Genomic DNA, 18,991 nt, shown 5'->3' on the forward strand with positions numbered 1-18,991 from the left:
AAAGCACAATGGAATTAATGGCAGAATATCAATCTTTGCATCAACAATTTAAAAGTAATCCTTATCCTTCTTTGTCTGAAAGAAAAGAACTGTTGATTGCAATAAAAAAAATTTTGCAGACAGAAGCTTGCACTTTGGCAGAAGCAATCAATAAGGATTTTACTCATCGTCCTGTTGAAGAAACCTTATTTTTGGAAATTTTTCCAACGATAAAAGCCATTAATTTTTGTTTAAAAAAAATGAAGAAATGGATGAAGAAGAGCCGCAGAAATGTGTCTTGGTTATTTATTCCTGCAAAAGCCTATGTTATTCCGCAACCCCTTGGGGTGGTCGGTATCATGGTTCCCTGGAATTATCCTGTTTATCTGGCTTTAGTTCCTGCTATTTATGCCTTGGCGGCTGGAAATAAAGTAATGATAAAAATGTCTGAGTTATCTCCACATATTGGCGATACTTTACTAAAATTGATGCACGCGGCTGGATTAAACCATTCTATCAGCATCATTAACGGTGATATTGAGCTATCAAAGCAGTTTGCTTCGCTTCCTTTTGGACATCTTATGTTCACCGGCTCAACTAATGTAGGAAAGCTGGTGATGAAGGCTGCCAGTGATAACCTGACTCCAGTGACACTGGAGTTAGGTGGCAAATCTCCGGCAATATTATCTCCCACCATGAACCCAGCTTATTTTAAGCGCTTGTTTATGGGCAAATTATTCAATGCTGCTCAAACTTGTATTGCGCCAGATTATTTATTGATTCCTAAAGGATGGGAAGACAGAGTCGAAAGAGAATTTAGTAAGTTTATTAATACTTTTTACCCAGATTTAATGAGTAATGAGCAGTATTCCAGTATTATTTCAGAGAGACATAAAAAGCATTTATTTGATCTGGTCGAGGATGCACGAAGCAAAGGGGCTCGTATTGTTGAGTTTGGTCATTCAATTCCGAATAGCTCAAAGTTACCTGTATTTCTATTATTTGGTATAACTGATGATATGCTTGTTATGAAGGAAGAAATTTTTGGTCCTATATTGCCTGTATTGACTTATAATTCGATCAATAATGCAGTAGATTTCATCAACTCTTATCCCAGTCCGCTTGCGTTGTATTATTTTGGAGAAGACAAGAGTGAAATAAAAATCATACAAACAAAAACATTATCTGGTGCTTTGACAATCAATGAAACCTTAATGCATATTGCAATCGATGATTTACCTTTTGGGGGCGTTGGACATAGTGGTATGGGACATTATCATGGAAAGGAAGGATTTGATACCTTTTCAAAATTAAAACCCGTATTTGTGCAGGGATTTATATCTACGGTTAGCTGGTTGTATCCACCCTATGGTGCTTTAATGCGTATGTTTTTAGCCTGGATTGGCGGTATAAAACTAAGGGAGAAATCATGAGTAAAGTCATTTTTATTACAGGCGGCAGCCGAGGGATTGGCAGAGAAATTGCTTTAAAATTTGCTGCAAAAGACAAAGCAAGTATTGTTATTGCAGCCAAAACAGCAGAGCCTCATCCTAAACTGGAAGGAACTATTTATTCTGTTGCAAACGAAATTGAAGAACTGGGGGGGAAAGCTCTGCCTTTAATGGTTGATGTCAGAGATGAGCAACAGATCCAAAATGCGATAACTAAAAGCATAGAAACCTTTGGACGATTGGATGTATTAGTCAATAACGCGAGCGCAATCAATTTGACTGATACGTTAAATACTCCAATGAAGCGTTATGATTTGATGCAGAGTGTTAATGCCAGAGCAACATTTGCATGTTCTCAAGCAGCTATTCCCTATCTTTTAAACAGCGAGAACCCGCATATTCTGACTTTATCTCCACCATTAAATATGGATAAAACCTGGTTTGCGCCACATCTGGCCTATACTATCAGTAAATACGGTATGAGTATGTGTACATTAGGCCTTGCTGAAGAATTCAAAGAAGCAGGAATTGCTGTAAATTCTTTATGGCCGAAAACTACCATAGCTACTGATGCCATACGAGTTCATTTTCCCAGTGCAATGTATATGGCAAGCCGCAAGCCACAAATTATGGCTGATGCTGCTTATTGGATTATCAACCAATCAGCAAGATCAACTACTGGAAATTTTTTTATTGATGAAGACGTACTAAGAAATAGTGGTGTCACTGATTTTTCTTGTTATGCTATGAATCCTAAAGCCCAACTTTGTCCTGATTTATTTTTATGAAGGTAGAAATCTATACTGACGGTGCATGTAAAGGAAACCCCGGACCTGGTGGCTGGGGGGTGTTACTTCGATATAATGGCAGAGAAAAGACACTTCATGGAGGAGAAGCTCATACGACCAATAACCGCATGGAATTAATGGCCGCAATTAAGGGTCTGGAAGCATTAAAACGTCCCTGTGAGGTGGATTTGTATACCGACTCCCAATATTTACAGCAAGGAATGAAAGAATGGATCAAGACATGGAAAAAAAACGGTTGGCGTAACTCCAAGAAAGAATTGGTTAAAAATGCTGAATTATGGCAATCACTGGATAATCTTGCTTCTATTCATAATATTCATTGGCACTGGGTTAAAGGACACTCAGGCCATTTGGAAAATGATTTGGTTGATGCTTTGGCAAATTTAGGTATTGAGGAGTTATCATAGAGCTATGAGGCAAATTATATTAGATACCGAAACGACTGGTATAGGACCTGAACAAGGTCATAGAGTAATAGAAATAGGTTGTATCGAGCTCATCGATAGAAAATTAACTGGGAAGCACTTTCATGTCTATCTTAATCCACAGCGTGAAGTGGATGAGGGAGCCTTTAGAGTTCACGGCATTAGTACCGAATTTTTACAAGATAAACCTTTATTCCAGGATATCGTGACTGAATTTTTACAATTTGTGGAAGGTTCAGAATTAATTATTCACAATGCGCCATTTGATGTTGGATTTCTAAATTCTGAATTAAACCATGTGAAATGGAATAAGACATTAGAAGATTATTGCCAAATTCTTGATACCTTGGTTTTAGCCAGAGAAAAACATCCTGGGCAGCGTAACAGTTTGGATGCTTTATGTAAACGTTATGAAATAGATCATTTTAATCGTGAACTGCACGGTGCTTTGCTAGACGCTGAAATATTGGCTTATGTGTATTTGGCTATGACAGGTGGCCAAAGCAGTTTATTTACTGAAGTTGAATCCAGTTTGAGACATTCAAAAATAAAAACCCAAGAAATTAAGCCATTAAGTTTAAAAAATCCTGTAATAATGAAGGCAAATGAAGTGGAGTTAATTCAGCACCAAAGTTTCATTGAGTTTATATCTAAAAAATCCGGTATCAATCATTGGGAAGAAGTGTAGTTCTCATAATTATAAATAATTATTCGGTTTCGCGTCTGCCAATTCTTAACCTTATAAAATAACAAGATTGCTCAGGTAGCTTATTCCTGTCATTAGCTGCCCTCAAGAAAACAATCCAGTTTGATTGGCTATGGCAGAGGCGAAGCCTAATAATCATGTCAAACAAATAATTTTTTTATTGTCTATTTTGGAATTAGATGCTTTTCAGCAAAATCTTTTCCGATACACTCTCCTAATGATCTTCCCCATGTACCAGCTGTTTCACTATTGATTTTATCTGGCATGCTGGCATACAGTTCATCTTGGCATTTTTTAGTGCTTTCAGGAATTAAAGTCACACATTGCTCATAAGTCATTTTTATTTCATCAAATCGTTTTTTAAGATCAGGATCTTGAATAAATCCTTTGCAGATAAGATCCGGTAATAAGGGAGTCATAGAATTTAACCAGGCATCCTTAGTCATCTCACTAGGATTTGCTGTGTCTTCAGCATTGGATATTAATGGAAATAATGAAGTGCTTAGCACGAGCGTGGTAGCAATAAGTAATTTCCTTGACATGATTTATTGTCCTTATTTTAGAGTCTCATATATATAGTAGGACAAAAAATATAATTTTTCCTTCATTAAGCAATTTAAAGCACTTGAGCTCTAAATGACTGATTCATGGAGTTACGACAAACTGCTGATTAACATTTGAATTGTTCAAAAATTAAACTAAAATAATAAAGTGACGGAAAAAAATAGGTTAAATCATGGAAAAGTCCAATTTTCGCTTAAATTTTTTGTCTCAATTTTTGATCTACATTTTAGGCGCATTTCTATTCTGTAATGGGTATGCAGCAGGCAATACCTTTATTTTTAATCCTAATACATTAACCTGGAAAGCTATCAGCGCTAATGGCAAAGTGATACGTACAGGGCGCGGATCAGGTGGAAAACACTACTGTTCTGATGTTCGCCGATCATGCAAAACACCGTCTGGCGTTTTTAGAGTGATTAGCAAAGGTGGTCCAGGATGCCGCTCCAGTCGTTATCCGTTGGGTAAAGGTGGAGCGCCAATGCCATATTGCATGTTTTTTAGCAAGTTGTATGCAATACATGGTTCTCCAGATGTACCAAATTATAACGCGAGTCATGGCTGTGTCAGAGTGAAACCACATGATGCAAGATGGTTAAGCCAAAATTTCATTAAAATTGGAACGAAAGTAATTATTAAATCCTATTGATAACTTAATTAATGCACCATAATTGAGGATTATGTTGTATAATTGAATTTAATGACAAATAAATAATCATTTAGTCATTTGTACCCATTAATCTGAGAAGAAGTATCGTTATGATTGAAGTGAATATTTGGTTATCAACCGCTTTTTTGTTTAAGAAACGAATTAAGCACAAATTTTTTGGCCCGCTTTTAGCTTCAGAGGATAAAGGGGAAAATGTAGGGCATGTCAATTTTACTATAGAAATTGATGAGCGCACAAAAAATAGTTTTGATTTTATTGAGCAACATGGGCCAGAGATGGGGGCTAAAAAAACATTGCGTGCTGTCCCAACTCAAGCGACTATTCCTTCTCCTCCAAACATAGAATCATCTCATTTGAAGCCAACTATGGTAAAGAGTGATGTGGTTTCTCACAGTTTCTGGCCAGAAGGGAGACCCACTAAATCTGAAACTATAAAAGGTAAAGGAGTCAAACCTAAATTTAAAACTCATGAAGACGATATGATTGCTGAAGATTCGGTAACGGCAATTGATATAACACATCGCAAATCTGCTTTAGATGAGATTGATAAGGAAAAGAAGAAAAATCTTGATTTGCTTGTTGAAATTTCAGATTTGGAAGTCAACATGGAGCAAAGAATACTTTTTATGGATGATCTTAAGAAATTACATATAGAAAAGGATGTATTGATTAAGCAACAAAAGCAATTAACTATCTCTCATGAAACCCAAAATAAAGAGCTGAAAAAGCAATTAGCCAAGCTTGAATTTGATTTGGACAAAATAAATAGCCAAATTACAGCTACAGAGAGAACTTTAAGCTATTTAAATAAATTGCAAAATCCTGATCCTAAAACCAGAGCACAATTGCTTGAGCTTAATGACAAATTAGTTAAATTGAAAAAGGAGCGCGAAACGACAACAAGCTATCGACACGAGATAAGCGAATTGATGTCAAAATCTGAACTGACTTATCATCAAGGCATGCAAAAAATTGAAAAAAATCTTCAACAGGTTGAGCTTGCAATTAGCCACCGTGAAGAAAATCTAAGACAATTGGAAATTAAAATCAATGGCAGGGATGAAAATGATTTAAAGGAATTACAAGAAGAGGCTCGTCATCGCAAAGAATATACTTCTCGTAAAGAACAATTCGTCAAGAGTCGAGATTTTACCAAAGGTAGACATCCTGATTACAGCGTCACTTTACCTACTGCAGAAAGTGGCTTCGCTTATTATGTTGATGAAGTCAAAGTACTGAAAGCTATGCAAGAAGAGCGCAGCCAAAACTATTCATTTCTTTTTAATAACTGTGCCAGTAGTGCTAAACGTTGTTTGCTAGCAGGAATAGATGAAAAATTGCGAGCCAAATTAAAAGAAACTGGTTTAGATAGCAAGTTTTTTGAAATTAGCAAAGTGGAAACATGCAAGTCATTACGTGACTGGGCAAGAACTCTTGATAGTAAATTAACGGAACTTAATTTTCTATCACCTGAACCTACCCGAGGTGTTTAAGAATAATAAGCAGATCGTCCGTAAAAAACTAAGATCACTGCCATGAATTTTAGGCAGTGATTTTTTTATAAATCATCTTCATCCCCAATACTAAACGAAGAGCCACAACCACAAGTCGTTTTTGCATTAGGGTTGCGTATGACAAATTGCTCTCCTTGAATTCCTTTAATGTAATCAATTTCTGCATCATGTAAATATTGGTAACTCATTGAATCAATTAGCAATTTGACAGAAGATTTTCCATCGGAACATTGTTGTATCACAATAGTGTCGTCATCATTGATTTGTTCATCAAAGCTAAATCCGTATTGAAATCCAGAACAACCGCCACCTGTAATTGAAACTCGTAAATTCAAATTGAAATTATCTTCTTCTTTGATTAGTTCTGCGACTTTATCTGCTGCACTGACAGAAAAATGTATATCTGAAGTATTTTGGGATACGTCAACACTGGCCATACTAAACTCCAAAATAATTACTACTATTACTATTTATTATATCAATAATGCGAGTTGTTTCGTAGCCTCAATCCATAAATTAGCATGAGTAACTAGATAAAACTACAATATCCGTTAAAAGTTTGGTTCCCTGCCTAGCGGATAATCTGTTCTATGGTAGCTCCACCAATGCATTGATTTTTTTCATAAAAGACGATGAATTGCCCCGGAGTAATCGCACGTTGGGGGCTTGAAAACATCACATAGTGCTGATTGTTATCAGGAGGAGAAATCATGCAGGCTTGATCGGTTTGCCTATATCTGGTTTTGGCAAAGCAGGTTAGTGGTAAATGATTCTGATAGTCTGCCAGCCAATGAATAGGACCACATATCAAACCTTGGGAATAGAGCATCGGATGTTGACTGCCCTGTGCCACATAAAGAGTGTTACTGGTTATGTCTTTATCTACGACATACCATGGTTCATCTGTCGAATTTTGTAATCCTCCAATCCCCAAACCCTGGCGCTGTCCTAATGTATAAAACATTAAACCATCATGTTGACCAAGTGTTTTTCCTTCAGTACTTTTTATTTCTCCCGGTTTGGCAAGTATGAATTCATTAAGGAAGGTTTTGAATCTTTTTTCACCTATAAAGCAAATTCCTGTAGAATCCTTTTTGGCATGAGTGACAAGGCCAAGTTCTTTAGCGAACTCTCTAATTTGTGGCTTGGTAAAATCACCTATTGGAAAAATGGATTTGGCCAATGCCTCTGGTTCAACAGCATGAAGGAAATACGTTTGATCCTTTTCCCTGTCTTTTGCTTTAAATAAATAGCCAATGCATCCTTCTATTGTATTTTTGGCATAGTGACCAGTGGCTATATAATCTGCTCCCAGGGTTAAAGCATGATTTAGAAAGGCATTGAATTTGATTTCTTTATTACATAACACGTCAGGGTTTGGCGTTCTGCCTTTTTCATATTCATTCAGAAAATAAGCAAATACTCTATCCCAGTATTCTTTTGAAAAATTTACAGTATGCAGTGGTATACGCAATTGATTACAGACGGCTTGAGCATCGGCCAAATCTTTTGCGGCAGGGCAATAATCATTGTGATCGTCCTGTTCCCAGTTTTTCATGAATAGACCTTCCACCTGGTATCCTTGTTCTTTCAATAGCCAGGCGGCTACAGAAGAGTCTACCCCTCCGGACATACCAACAATAACTTTAGCTTTCATAAATGGTTTATACCGCTCTCTTTTGAATCACACTAAAATTGGAATATGCGATTTTAACAAATTAATTACACTGTAGAAAAGTATAATTTAATCTCAGCTCAACATAAGTATTCCCAAATTTTCATTAAGCGAATGAATTTTTAGTGAAGGCTTATGTCGGGTTAGTTTGGTATTGGGATTTCAAGAGATTTAGCTTGGGTATCCTCAGAAGGGAATAATAAATACCTCACTGTTATGCAATTTAGAGCTATTCAGTGAGGTGGAAGAAAACATATTGGCCTAATTATTGCGATTGTCACTTCGTTTGCAACTGTCTGTTACGCTCAAATCGCATCCCCCATAAGGACTTAAACGATATAGTTGCTTTATTTCTAGTAGAGTTAAGGAACGATTATATAATTGTATTTTATTCATATCGCCAAAATAATTGAATGCATTATGGATAGAGGAGCCTAGCAATAAATCATCGTTATTCATATTAAGGACTCCGCTAGCACTTCTACTGGTAGCAAGGTTTGTGTCAATATAAAGAGACATCTTTGAACCATCATAAGTCCCTGTAAATAAATGCCACCCATTATTTAATACAGCATTACTGTATAGTGAGTAATATCCATTTGAGGTACCTATATTGAAATTTGGACCTAGAGTTCTTCCGCTGTTATTGTCAGAGCTGAAATTGCGATTGAATGAAAATGCGTAATTATCATTCGATGAGGTATCAAAGCGGGTAATAATCGCTCTATAAGCAGAACCGTTTCCTACTGGAATATAAAAATATCGATTATCAAAAGTTACGCTTAATAAATTACCTTGGGTATTATTAAATTCAAGTTGACTCCATGAAGAGGATTCTAAATAGGGTTTTGTTGTGTCATAACGTAGAATTCTGCCTCCAAACCGCTCTTCAACTCGTGGGATATTATATTCTTTGTATCTATAGGGAAAATAATAAACGTATCTCCCATCAAAACCCATTCCACTATAGGATTTTAACCTAAATTTGCCTGAAGATATTGGCTCCTTTACGCTATAAGTCAACCAAGCTGAAGGATTATTAAACTCTTGTTGGGTATCGTAACGCAGCATACTTTCAGCGTAAGCGCCCGATCCTGGACTAAAATAGATGTACCTACCATCGAAGGCACCACCAATATAGTTGATACTTGAATTGCTTCCATTGGTATTTGCTGCATTATAATAAGTCCAGCTGGTGGGCTTATTAAAAGGTTTGGTGATATCGTAGCGGACAAACATCCCATCACTAGGAATGAAGTACAGATAGTTTCCAGCTAATACAGTGGAATTGTAAACAGTATTGCCTACATTAGGTAGAATAAGGTTAATAGCTTGATAGGTCCATGAGTTTGGGTCATCAAAATTGAGCGAGGTATCGTACCGAGCTATCTTTTGTCCAATTGATTTTTTAACGCCCCCTCCAGTAAAGTAAACGTATTTACCATCAAACGCACCATCTCTAAAGCGCACAAGATCGCTCATTCCATCAAGTGTTTTTATATCAAAACTTTTCCATGATGAAGTATGGTCCAAAGCTCCATGTGTGTCGTAACGTAGAGCAAATCCATGATTAGGCTCATAGGAATAGCTTGTGGGTACTAGATAAATATATCTTCCATCAAATGTTAAACTGTTATATCCAGAATACCAATGTCTATCATCGGGTTGTTTTTTTAATTTTAGCATAGTAAATGTGTTCCACGCTGAAGGATCGGTGAAGTTTGACCGAGTATCGTAGCGAAGTATTTTAGACGCACTTCCTATTGGTGGTATTGAGACACTATAAATATAACGACCATCAAAAACTGTTTTCGAATAATTCCCACGTGAAGCACTTGTTCCTTCAATGTCGGTTGCGTCGTAAGACAGGAGATCAGTGCTATGCATATTCTCATTACGCTGGACTTTACTCACAAGCGTTTGATATGTTGAGCTATTATGTGAGTTGATTTTAACCCAGGTACTTATTGTAAATGAATCCATTGGATTAAGACTTGGGCTATCAGGAATACGTATGTGGCCTGCATTGAAATTAAAAATTTCTCCATTTCCATCCCATTGGCTTACAACATTATATAAGCTGCCCGTGTTAATCTTCAAGGAGTCCAATACACGATCGCCTTCCGTATGCATTGCATTCCATTCACTCACGATTCCGCTAGGGTAAAAATTGCTTGCATTGTTTGGAATAGGAAAGAATATAGAAAAAACGACGGGTACTGATAAAATAATATTTTTCATTTTGCAATATCCTATAGCAAAAAGGGATATTTATTATCCTGCTGCTTTATAATTTAAAACAACCGTAGATTTTTACGGTTGCGGATGAGTTTAGAAGTTGGGAAGATTCCGAATTATTAAAATCGATTTATTCCGTTACAAAGTCTAATGAGAAAAAACTCCATGTCCTCTATGCATATGTTGAAGAATGTCAAGAGAATTTTTCATGCGCAGGATCTGATATAGTTTATCCAATAAGTTGATATTTTTTACATATAATTGGATAATACTCTGTTTTAGTTGTTAGTTATCATTTTAGTCTTTTTACGCTAGTAAGCCTTAAACGGTTAATAAGTGCTTGTACACAACTTGAAAGACTGAAAAGTAACGCATTCCATATTTTGGATAATTATCTATGATTCATTTACAAGAGATGGCAAAGCATGGCCAGCAAGAAAAGGAAGTGATTTTAAACGAGCGTTTGCCCGCATTTGTTAGTCCTGGATGCCATTTGCATGCGTCTTATCATATAGAGGCAAAAGATGATTTTTATCTTATTCATCTTAGAGTGCAAGGCAACTTAAACAATGTATGTCAGCGATGTATGGAAAACTTCACTGTATGCTATAATAACTCGACCGTTATTGCTGTTTGCCGAAATGATGAGAGAGCTGAGCAACTTTTGAGTCAATATGAATGCTTGGTTTCTTCAAACTGGCAAGTTGATTTAAATGATTTAATTATTGATGAACTGCATTTGTATGCACCACAAGTTCATCCTGATATTAATGAATGTGCTAACGAAATCAATGAAATTTTAACTGGGAAAAAAGAAACTTCTTGATATTTTGATAATTAATACTTGGATTGAAGTTAAAATATCGGTAATATTCCCGCTTTATGAATGCAATTTGTTTAGGAGTAATACAATGGCCGTACAACAAAATAAAAAATCACGCTCACGTCGTGATATGAGGCGTTCTCATGATGCATTAACCAAGCCTACTCTATCAGTAGATCCAACAACTGGTGAAACCCATCTTCGTCATCACATGACTCCGGATGGATATTACAGAGGCAAAAAAATTATTGACGCTGAAACCGCTTACGAACAAGAGTAACTTTCTTGAAGAATATCACCATTGCAATTGACGCGATGGGTGGGGATCACGGCCTGGATATTGTGATTCCTGCCTGTATTCGTGCTATTAAAAACAACCCTGATTTGAAACTATTGCTTGTAGGAGTTCAAGACAAGATCAGTGCTTCTTTGAAAAAATATGGCATGTTGTCCTGTCAGCAATTTACTATCATCCATGCATCAGAAGTTGTTACGATGGATGAATTGCCATCTCATGCATTGCGAAATAAAAAAGATTCTTCCATGCGAATAGCAATTAACCTGGTTAAGGAAGGTAGAGCGCAGGCTTGTGTCAGTGCAGGCAATACAGGTGCTTTAATGGCTACCGCTCGATATGTCTTAAAGACTTTACCGGGGATTGATCGTCCAGCAATAGTGTCTGAGTTACCTACCATGGGTGGAAAAACAAGAGTCATTGATTTGGGAGCTAATGTTGATTCTTGCGCGGAGCATTTGTTTCAGTTTGCTGTGATGGGTTCTGCATTAATACAGGCAATAGAAAATAAACCCAAACCTAAAATCGGTTTGCTTAATATTGGCGTTGAAGAAATTAAGGGTAACGATCAGGTTAAGCGTACCGCACATATGTTAGCAGAATGTTCTGTTATGAATTATGTGGGATACGTTGAGGGTGATTATTTTTACAGTGGTGATGTTGATTTAGTGGTCTGTGACGGATTTGTTGGAAATGTGGCATTAAAAGCTAGTGAGGGCTTGGCAAAACTTTTATTAACTGTCCTTAAGGAATCATTTAACAGAAACTGGTTAACAAAAATTGCTGGTTTTATTGCTTTACCTGCTTTAAAACACTTAAAAAATCGTCTGGATCCATCGCGATATAATGGTGCTAGTCTGCTTGGACTGAATGGTATTGTTGTCAAAAGTCATGGTGGGGCCAATGAAGTAGGTTTTCAACATGCTATCGAACAGGCTGTTCTCGAAGTAAAAAATAATGTTGTTGATTTAGTGCGTGATCAAATAAATGATTTTATAAATCAAGGATTGTTGTTATGAAGAATGCTGTTATTAATGGCACTGGAAGTTACTCTCCAGAGCGACAAATGACTAATGCCGAGCTGGAAACCATGCTCGATACGAGCGATGAGTGGATAGTTACCAGAACTGGTATTAGTAGTCGTAGTGTTGCTCAAGAACACGAAACAACATCTTATATGGCCTCCAAAGCAGCAGAACAAGCTCTGGCGGCATCAGGCCTTGATGCTGAAGATATTGATTTGATATTAGTAGCAACATGCACTCCAGATTATTTTTTCCCTAGTGTTGCCTGTCATGTACAACATGCTTTAGGAATCAAAAGACCAATTCCAGCTTTTGACATTGGTGCTGCGTGCAGTGGTTTTGTGTATGCGATGGATGTAGCAAAACAATATATTACTACAGGGGCTGCCAAACATGTTCTTGTCGTAGGCAGCGAAAGTATGTCAAGAGCGGTAGATTGGACTGATCGTTCGATTTGTGTCCTATTCGGAGATGGGGCAGGTGCTGTTGTTTTAAGCGCAAGTGATCGCCAGGGTATTATGGGGAGTGTTTTACATTCTGCCTATGACTCTGATAAGTTATTAGTTCTTCGTAATTCAACTTTTGAACAAGATCGCGCAACGATTGGAATGCGAGGTAACGAGGTATTTAAAATTGCTGTTAATATCATGGGTAATATTGTTGATGAAGTGTTAGAAGTAAGTCATTTAAAAAAATCCGATATTGATTGGCTGATACCTCATCAAGCCAATATACGCATCATACAAGCCATAGCTAAGAAATTATCTCTTCCTATGTCACATGTTATTGTTACAATTGGCAACCAAGGTAACACGTCGGCAGCTTCTATTCCTTTGGCCCTTGATTATTCTATTAAAAATAATCAAATTAAAAGGGATGAAATATTATTAATTGAATCCTTTGGTGGTGGAATGACCTGGGGCGCTATGGTTATTCGTTACTAAATTAATTAATAAGGATTAATTCTATTATGGTAAAAACAGCATTTGTATTCCCTGGACAGGGATCACAGTCTATAGGCATGTTGTCTGACTTTATGCCACAGTATACTGTCATCACCGATGTTTTTGCAGAGGCTTCAGATGCCTTGGGTTATGATTTGTGGGATTTGGTTCAAAATGGTCCTGAAACAAAACTAAACCAGACTGAATATACGCAGGCAGCTATGTTAACTGCTGATGTTGCAATTTATCGTTTATTAATACAATTAGGTGTACCCCAGCCTCAAGTAATGGCTGGTCATAGTTTGGGAGAATACGCTGCTTTGGTTTGCGCTAATTCTTTATCTTTAAAGGAAGCTGCTCGGTTAGTTGCTCGCAGAGGACAGGTGATGCAAAATGCCATCCCTCTGGGAGAGGGGGCTATGGCCGCCATAGTAGGCTTGTCTGATGAACAGGTTCGTTCGTTATGTGAGCAGGCCAGCACAGCTAATCATCTTGTTACCCCAGCGAATTATAATGCTCTGGGTCAAATTGTTGTTGCTGGACATCGAACAGCCGTTGATAAACTAATCCAATTGGCTGAAGATGCAGGTGCCAGATTAGCGATGATAATTCCTGTCAGTGTGCCTTGTCATTGCCCTTTATTAAAAGATGCTGCAGAACTGTTTGCTGAAAACTTGGCTCAAGTAAAATTCCAGGTTCCTTCAGTCGATGTAGTAAGCAATGTTGATTTAAGTATTTATCATTCCACTCAACATATAAGAGATAAACTTAAAGAACAGTTATACAGCCCTGTACGTTGGGTTGAAACGGTTCAGTTAATTCAACAGCGTGGAATTGAACTCGTTGTCGAATGTGGGCCAGGAAAGGTTCTCAATGGTTTGATAAAAAGAATTGAAAGAAATTTAACTACGATTAGCGTTTATGACACCATTAGTCTTGATCAAGTCATAGAGCGTTTACATATCCCAGTTTGAGAGGAAACTAAATGATCAATTTAGAAGGTAAAATTGCATTAGTTACTGGTGCCAGCCGTGGTATCGGTCGTGCTGTTGCCGAGAAATTGGCAAGAAATGGTGCCTTTGTTTTTGGAACAGCAACCACTGAACAGGGTGCTGCTTCCATTAATTCTTTTTTTGAGAAAGAAAAATTGGCTGGTAAAGGAATCGTTTTGGATGTAACCAGCACTGAGCAAGTAGAAAATTTGATGTCTACCTTGTCTGATAATGATCAGTGCCCTTCCATTCTTGTTAATAATGCCGGCATTACAGCGGATAACCTGTTATTACGTATGGATGATGAGGAATGGTACAAAGTAATAGAAACAAATTTAAATTCTATTTATAGGATGACCAAAGCTTGTTTAAAACCTATGTTCAGAGCACGTTGGGGAAGAATAATTTCTATAGGTTCTGTTGTAGGCGCTAGTGGCAATTCTGGACAGGTAAACTATACTGCGGCCAAGGCTGGAGTTATTGGTTTTTCCAAGTCTTTAGCACAGGAAATTGGCAGTAGAGGAATAACTGTAAACGTGGTAGCCCCCGGGTTTATCGACACAGATATGACTACCGCATTGCCTGATATGGTGAAAGAAGAAATGTTAAAAAGAATTCCCATGCGTAAGCTGGGCCAGCCAGAAGATGTTGCTGATGCTGTAGCTTTTCTTGCATCAGACAGCGCAAAATATATCACAGGTGAAACAATTCATGTCAATGGCGGTATGTATATGAGTTAAATGCACTTGCGTTATCTGTATAATTGAATAAACTAGCCGTCAGTATTTAATAATTTCTATCAACCGAAAGAGGAAAATTACGTTATGAGTACAGTTGAAGAGCGTGTTCGCAAAATTGTTGTTGAACAATTGGGTGTTAAAGAAGAAGAATTAAAGAATGATGCATCCTTTGTTGATGATTTAGGTGCTGATTCCCTGGATACAGTGGAATTGGTTATGGCTCTTGAAGAAGAATTTGAAACAGAAATTCCTGATGAAAAAGCTGAGAAAATTACAACAATTCAAGAAGCAATTGATTATATTGAATCTAACTTAAATAAAGAAGAAGCTTAATTTTTTTAAGGAGCTCTCATTGAATAGTCGGCGTGTGGTTATTACCGGCATGGGTATGCTTACTCCTGTCGGACTTAATGTAGAAGAAACTTGGCGAAATATTTTAGCTGGGGTTAGTGGGGTAGGTTTGGTAGAGGATTTTGATACTACTGAATACCCAACTAAGATTTGGGCTAAAGTCAAGAATTTTAATGTTGAGAATCACATGCCAATTAAAGACGCCCGTAAAATGGATGTCTTTACACAATATGGTATGGCTGCTGCTGATGAAGCGATGCTTGACTCTGGTTTAAAAATAGATGAGGCCTTATCTCGTCGAATTGGGGTCGCAGTGGGGGCAGGCATTGGTGGTATTCAAACAATTACAAATAACCAGGATAAACTGGTTGCAGGTGGACCGCGTAAGGTTTCACCATTTTTTATTCCGGCAGGTATTATTAACATGGTTGCCGGACAGATTTCTATTAAGCATAATTTAAAAGGACCTAATATTTCGGTTGTGACCGCCTGTACTACCGGAACGCATAATATCGGGCTTGCTGGACGTATCATTGCTTATGGCGATGCTGATGTCATGATTTGTGGTGGCGCCGAGATGACTACAACACCACTATGTCTCGCTGGATTTTCAGCAGTAAGATCTTTATCCAAGAGGAATGATGAGCCTGAAAAAGCTTCAAGGCCTTGGGATAAGGATAGAGACGGTTTTGTTATGGGTGAAGGTGCCGGTATTTTGGTGTTAGAAGAATATGAACATGCTAAAGCCCGTGGAGCTAAAATTTATGCTGAACTGGTAGGTTTTGGTATGTCAGGAGATGCTTATCATATTACAGCACCTGATGAAGATGCCGATGGAGCTTCACGAGCTATGGAAGCAGCTATCCAGGATGCAGGTGTCGATCCCAGACAGGTTGATTATATTAATGCTCATGGTACCTCGACTTATTTAAACGATTTAAATGAAACGAAAGCTATTAAACGTGTTTTCCAGAATCATGCTTACGATTTAGCAGTTAGCTCAACTAAATCCATGACAGGCCATTTGCTTGGGGCTGCAGGTGCTGTAGAGGCAATTATCAGTATTTTAGCTATAAGAGATCAGGTAGCTCCACCTACAATTAATTTGGATAATCCTGATGAAGGCTGTGATTTGAATTATGTAGCACACGTACCACAAAGCAGAACAATTAATTATGTTCTAAGTAATTCTCTTGGTTTTGGTGGGACAAACGGTAGCTTACTGTTCAAGCGAATCTAAATGCAATTTTCTAGACATAAAAAACTGGTTATTTTTGTTTTATCTTTGTTTTTTATGTCTTTTTTATTTTTATTTTGGAATGTATATCGTTTATTGTATACGCCAATAATTCCGAAAAGTGCTGTTCCAATGATTATAACCTTGGATAGAGCAGCGTCTGCTTATCAATTTGCCTATATCTTGCAAGATAAAAAATTAATAAGTTCCGCAAAATTTTTTCTATTGATTATTCGTTTTGAAGGATTATCACATCAATTAAAGGCAGGTGTGTACCAAATTGCCCCTGGCGAAACTGCAATGAAACTGCTAAAGCGAGTAGTAGCTGGTGATGTAATTACGCAAAATTTTACGATTATCGAAGGATCTACACAGCAGAGAGTAGATTATGACTTAAGACAAGCTAATTATTTGAAATACAATCCAGAGGATTGGTCAATAGTAAAAGAAAATTATCCAAGTGCAGAAGGATTACTGCTTGCAGACACTTATCAATATCAGGGTGGGAGTAGTAGTAAGGCATTATTACAACAAGCTCATCGAAATTTATTAAATTATTTGAATGTCAGTTGGATAAACAGAGCACCAAATTTGCCTTATAAGACTCCTTATGAGCTGTTGATTGCTGCGTCAATTATTGAAAAAGAAACTGCAATTGCCCAAGAAAGAAAGTTAATCTCTGGTGTAATGGTAAACAGGCTAAAGAAAAAAATGCCATTACAAATGGATCCCACTGTTATTTATGGGCTTGGAAGTCAATATACAGGAAAATTAACACATAATGATTTGCTAATTGAATCACCATATAATTCTTATTTGAACAGAGGATTACCTCCTACCCCAATAGCAATGGTCGGTAAAGAGGCAATAGATGCTGCTGCACATCCACAATTATCCAATTATTTGTATTTTGTTGCGAAAGGGGATGGTACTCACCAATTCTCTGAAACCTATGAGCAACAAAGACAAGCAATTAACCAATATAGACGCAAGGATTATTAATGTCATCGTTAACCGGGAAGTTGATAGTTATTGAAGGTTTGGAAGGAGCAGGGAAATCTACAGCTGTCAATTTGGTTGTTGAACTGTTATCCCAAAAAAAAATCAGTACTATCACAACCAGAGAGCCTGGAGGAACAATAATAGGTGAAATTTTAAGAAGTATTATCAAAAATCCAGAGTACAATAATGTTCTGGATGATAGAAGTGAATTATTACTCCTGTACGCTGCAAGAATACAATTGATTGAGCAAGTGATAAAACCCGCTTTAAGTCAGGGACAGTGGGTTATTGCTGATCGATTTGAGCTTTCTACTTTAGCTTATCAGGGAGGTGGTCGCAAAATGGATATGCGGATTATTAATGAGCTATCGAATTTTTGTTTAAAGGGATTCAAACCCGATCTCACTTTATACTTGGACATTAATCCTGAGCTTGGTATGGAAAGAGCAAAATCAAGGGGGAAATTTGACAGGATTGAGCAGGAATCTATCGAATTTTTTCATAGAATACATAATACATATCATATTCTTGTCAAAAAAAATCCTGAAATTATCATGATTGATGCTAACAGACCTTTAGAGGAGGTTCAATACTCCATACAATCAGTAATCGAGGAGTTTATAGAGCATAGCATATGATTACTTATGAAGAACAATGGCAGAAAATGCAAATGGCATTGGCGATAGGGCGAATTCCTCAAGCCATGCTATTTTTAGGTTCTTTACATGGTGGTCTTATAGAATTTACTACTCAAGCGATCAAATTACTCTTGTGTAAAATAAAGCAGAATGAACCTTGTTTGACTTGCATGGATTGTCAAATGATAGGGCGTTTTGAGCATCCAGATGTAGAATGGATTAAGCCTGAAAAAAGTGGTGGAATTATTAAAATTGATCAAATTAGGGGATTGCAGAACACGGCGTTTCTAACACCACAAAGGACTAATCATAAACTAATCATTATCGAATCTGCTGAATCAATGAATATTGCCGCATCAAATGCCCTATTGAAAATTCTGGAAGAGCCAGCGAAACATACAATCTTTATTTTGTTAGCACAGCAAATTAATAATATACCGCCGACTGTATTAAGCCGATGCCAAATGACACAATTTTCTGTTTTTGATGAATTGTCTTGTAATAATTTATTGGCTTTAGGGGAGTACTATACACAGGAATCAAATAGTACAATGCTCCTCAAGCATTCAGAATCCATTTTAGAAGGCTTGATTGCAATCGTTGAATTAAGAGAGCATCCATGTGCTTTGGCTGCGCAATGGATTCAATATGAATTAAGTACTTTTTTGTGGTTTTTATATTTGGTCTATTCTCAAATACAGTATATGCATTTGTTTCAAGTAGTTTATTCTGGTACGTTAGCAAAACAATTAAATAAGCTCTCCTCATTACTCAATCCGGTAATGATTTTTGCTCAAATAGATAAAATCAACACTTTGTTAAGAAAATTAAGCCATAATATGAATATAAATCATACATTGGTTTTAGAAGATTTATTATTTTCTTTGATTGTTGATTATTAATTGAGTTTAAAGGA

The 18,991-nt window shown here is 37.0% G+C and carries 21 protein-coding genes; 17 read left to right on the plus strand and 4 right to left on the minus strand.

Features of this window, described 5'->3' with window-relative positions:
- The first annotated feature begins 8 nt into the window (after positions 1-8).
- The 4 genes from EL201_RS07020 to dnaQ are packed head-to-tail and all read left to right on the plus strand — an operon-like array spanning position 9 to position 3,352.
- Positions 9-1,412, plus strand: a complete 1,404-nt coding sequence (locus tag EL201_RS07020; RefSeq protein WP_027221564.1) for a coniferyl aldehyde dehydrogenase — start codon at positions 9-11, stop codon at positions 1,410-1,412.
- Positions 1,409-2,218, plus strand: coding sequence for an SDR family oxidoreductase (locus tag EL201_RS07025; protein WP_027221565.1), 810 nt, complete (start codon positions 1,409-1,411; stop codon positions 2,216-2,218). Before EL201_RS07020 ends, EL201_RS07025 begins: the two co-directional genes overlap by 4 nt.
- Positions 2,215-2,646, plus strand: coding sequence for a ribonuclease HI (gene rnhA / locus EL201_RS07030; protein ID WP_027221566.1), 432 nt, complete (start codon positions 2,215-2,217; stop codon positions 2,644-2,646). Before EL201_RS07025 ends, rnhA begins: the two co-directional genes overlap by 4 nt.
- Positions 2,647-2,650: 4 nt before the next feature.
- Positions 2,651-3,352 (plus strand): DNA polymerase III subunit epsilon, encoded by a 702-nt coding sequence (gene dnaQ / locus EL201_RS07035; RefSeq protein WP_027221567.1) that lies wholly within the window; start codon positions 2,651-2,653, stop codon positions 3,350-3,352.
- A 182-nt stretch (positions 3,353-3,534) separates the two neighbouring features.
- Here dnaQ and EL201_RS07040 read toward each other — a convergent pair whose 3' ends face one another.
- Positions 3,535-3,912, minus strand: a complete 378-nt coding sequence (locus tag EL201_RS07040) for a hypothetical protein (protein ID WP_027221568.1) — start codon at positions 3,910-3,912, stop codon at positions 3,535-3,537.
- Positions 3,913-4,106: 194 nt separating this feature from the next.
- Between EL201_RS07040 and EL201_RS07045 the strand changes: the two genes are divergently transcribed.
- On the plus strand, positions 4,107-4,580 hold the full coding sequence (locus EL201_RS07045; protein ID WP_027221569.1) for a L,D-transpeptidase: 474 nt from the start codon (positions 4,107-4,109) through the stop codon (positions 4,578-4,580).
- 110 nt (positions 4,581-4,690) lie between these two features.
- A complete protein-coding gene (locus EL201_RS07050; RefSeq protein WP_027221570.1) occupies positions 4,691-6,094 on the plus strand; it encodes a coiled-coil domain-containing protein in 1,404 nt (467 codons plus the stop codon).
- A gap of 65 nt (positions 6,095-6,159) precedes the next feature.
- Here the strand turns inward: EL201_RS07050 and erpA are convergent, their stop codons facing one another.
- The 3 genes from erpA to EL201_RS07065 form a co-directional block, all read right to left on the minus strand.
- Positions 6,160-6,552: an iron-sulfur cluster insertion protein ErpA gene (gene erpA, locus EL201_RS07055; protein ID WP_027221571.1), complete on the minus strand. Its 393-nt coding sequence runs from the start codon at positions 6,550-6,552 to the stop codon at positions 6,160-6,162.
- A gap of 134 nt (positions 6,553-6,686) precedes the next feature.
- Positions 6,687-7,772: a tRNA 2-thiouridine(34) synthase MnmA gene (mnmA, locus tag EL201_RS07060; protein ID WP_027221572.1), complete on the minus strand. Its 1,086-nt coding sequence runs from the start codon at positions 7,770-7,772 to the stop codon at positions 6,687-6,689.
- Positions 7,773-8,051: 279 nt separating this feature from the next.
- Positions 8,052-10,031 carry a LamG-like jellyroll fold domain-containing protein gene (locus EL201_RS07065; protein ID WP_027221573.1) on the minus strand — a complete coding sequence of 660 codons (1,980 nt, stop codon included), beginning with the start codon at positions 10,029-10,031 and terminating at the stop codon, positions 8,052-8,054.
- Between the two features lie 394 nt (positions 10,032-10,425).
- On the opposite strand from EL201_RS07065, the gene EL201_RS07070 reads away from it, so the two are divergent.
- The 11 genes from EL201_RS07070 (at position 10,426) to EL201_RS07120 (ending at position 18,977) form a co-directional block, all read left to right on the plus strand.
- Positions 10,426-10,854, plus strand: a complete 429-nt coding sequence (locus EL201_RS07070; protein WP_027221574.1) for a YceD family protein — start codon at positions 10,426-10,428, stop codon at positions 10,852-10,854.
- A gap of 85 nt (positions 10,855-10,939) precedes the next feature.
- Positions 10,940-11,131: a 50S ribosomal protein L32 gene (gene rpmF / locus EL201_RS07075; protein ID WP_010947121.1), complete on the plus strand. Its 192-nt coding sequence runs from the start codon at positions 10,940-10,942 to the stop codon at positions 11,129-11,131.
- A 5-nt stretch (positions 11,132-11,136) separates the two neighbouring features.
- Positions 11,137-12,165 carry a phosphate acyltransferase PlsX gene (gene plsX / locus EL201_RS07080; RefSeq protein WP_027221575.1) on the plus strand — a complete coding sequence of 343 codons (1,029 nt, stop codon included), beginning with the start codon at positions 11,137-11,139 and terminating at the stop codon, positions 12,163-12,165.
- Positions 12,162-13,115 (plus strand): beta-ketoacyl-ACP synthase III, encoded by a 954-nt coding sequence (locus EL201_RS07085; RefSeq protein ID WP_027221576.1) that lies wholly within the window; start codon positions 12,162-12,164, stop codon positions 13,113-13,115. The genes plsX and EL201_RS07085 overlap by 4 nt, the downstream gene beginning before the upstream one ends.
- A 26-nt stretch (positions 13,116-13,141) precedes the next feature.
- Positions 13,142-14,089: an ACP S-malonyltransferase gene (fabD, locus tag EL201_RS07090; protein ID WP_027221577.1), complete on the plus strand. Its 948-nt coding sequence runs from the start codon at positions 13,142-13,144 to the stop codon at positions 14,087-14,089.
- A gap of 11 nt (positions 14,090-14,100) precedes the next feature.
- Positions 14,101-14,847 carry a 3-oxoacyl-ACP reductase FabG gene (fabG, locus tag EL201_RS07095; RefSeq protein WP_011213688.1) on the plus strand — a complete coding sequence of 249 codons (747 nt, stop codon included), beginning with the start codon at positions 14,101-14,103 and terminating at the stop codon, positions 14,845-14,847.
- A gap of 84 nt (positions 14,848-14,931) precedes the next feature.
- Positions 14,932-15,180, plus strand: coding sequence for an acyl carrier protein (gene acpP, locus EL201_RS07100; RefSeq protein ID WP_003631752.1), 249 nt, complete (start codon positions 14,932-14,934; stop codon positions 15,178-15,180).
- Positions 15,181-15,199: 19 nt separating this feature from the next.
- Entirely contained in the window at positions 15,200-16,438 is a 1,239-nt protein-coding gene (fabF, locus tag EL201_RS07105) for a beta-ketoacyl-ACP synthase II (RefSeq protein WP_027221578.1), read from the plus strand.
- The gene (gene mltG, locus EL201_RS07110) at positions 16,439-17,437 is read left to right on the plus strand and encodes an endolytic transglycosylase MltG (RefSeq protein WP_027221579.1); all 999 of its coding nucleotides are present in this window, start codon (positions 16,439-16,441) and stop codon (positions 17,435-17,437) included.
- The gene (tmk, locus tag EL201_RS07115) at positions 17,437-18,075 is read left to right on the plus strand and encodes a dTMP kinase (RefSeq protein ID WP_027221580.1); all 639 of its coding nucleotides are present in this window, start codon (positions 17,437-17,439) and stop codon (positions 18,073-18,075) included. Before mltG ends, tmk begins: the two co-directional genes overlap by 1 nt.
- Positions 18,072-18,977 (plus strand): DNA polymerase III delta subunit-related protein, encoded by a 906-nt coding sequence (locus tag EL201_RS07120; RefSeq protein WP_027221581.1) that lies wholly within the window; start codon positions 18,072-18,074, stop codon positions 18,975-18,977. The genes tmk and EL201_RS07120 overlap by 4 nt, the downstream gene beginning before the upstream one ends.
- The last annotated feature ends 14 nt before the right edge of the window (positions 18,978-18,991 follow it).

It is taken from the genome of Legionella pneumophila subsp. pascullei (assembly GCF_900637585.1).
Taxonomy (GTDB): domain Bacteria; phylum Pseudomonadota; class Gammaproteobacteria; order Legionellales; family Legionellaceae; genus Legionella; species Legionella pascullei.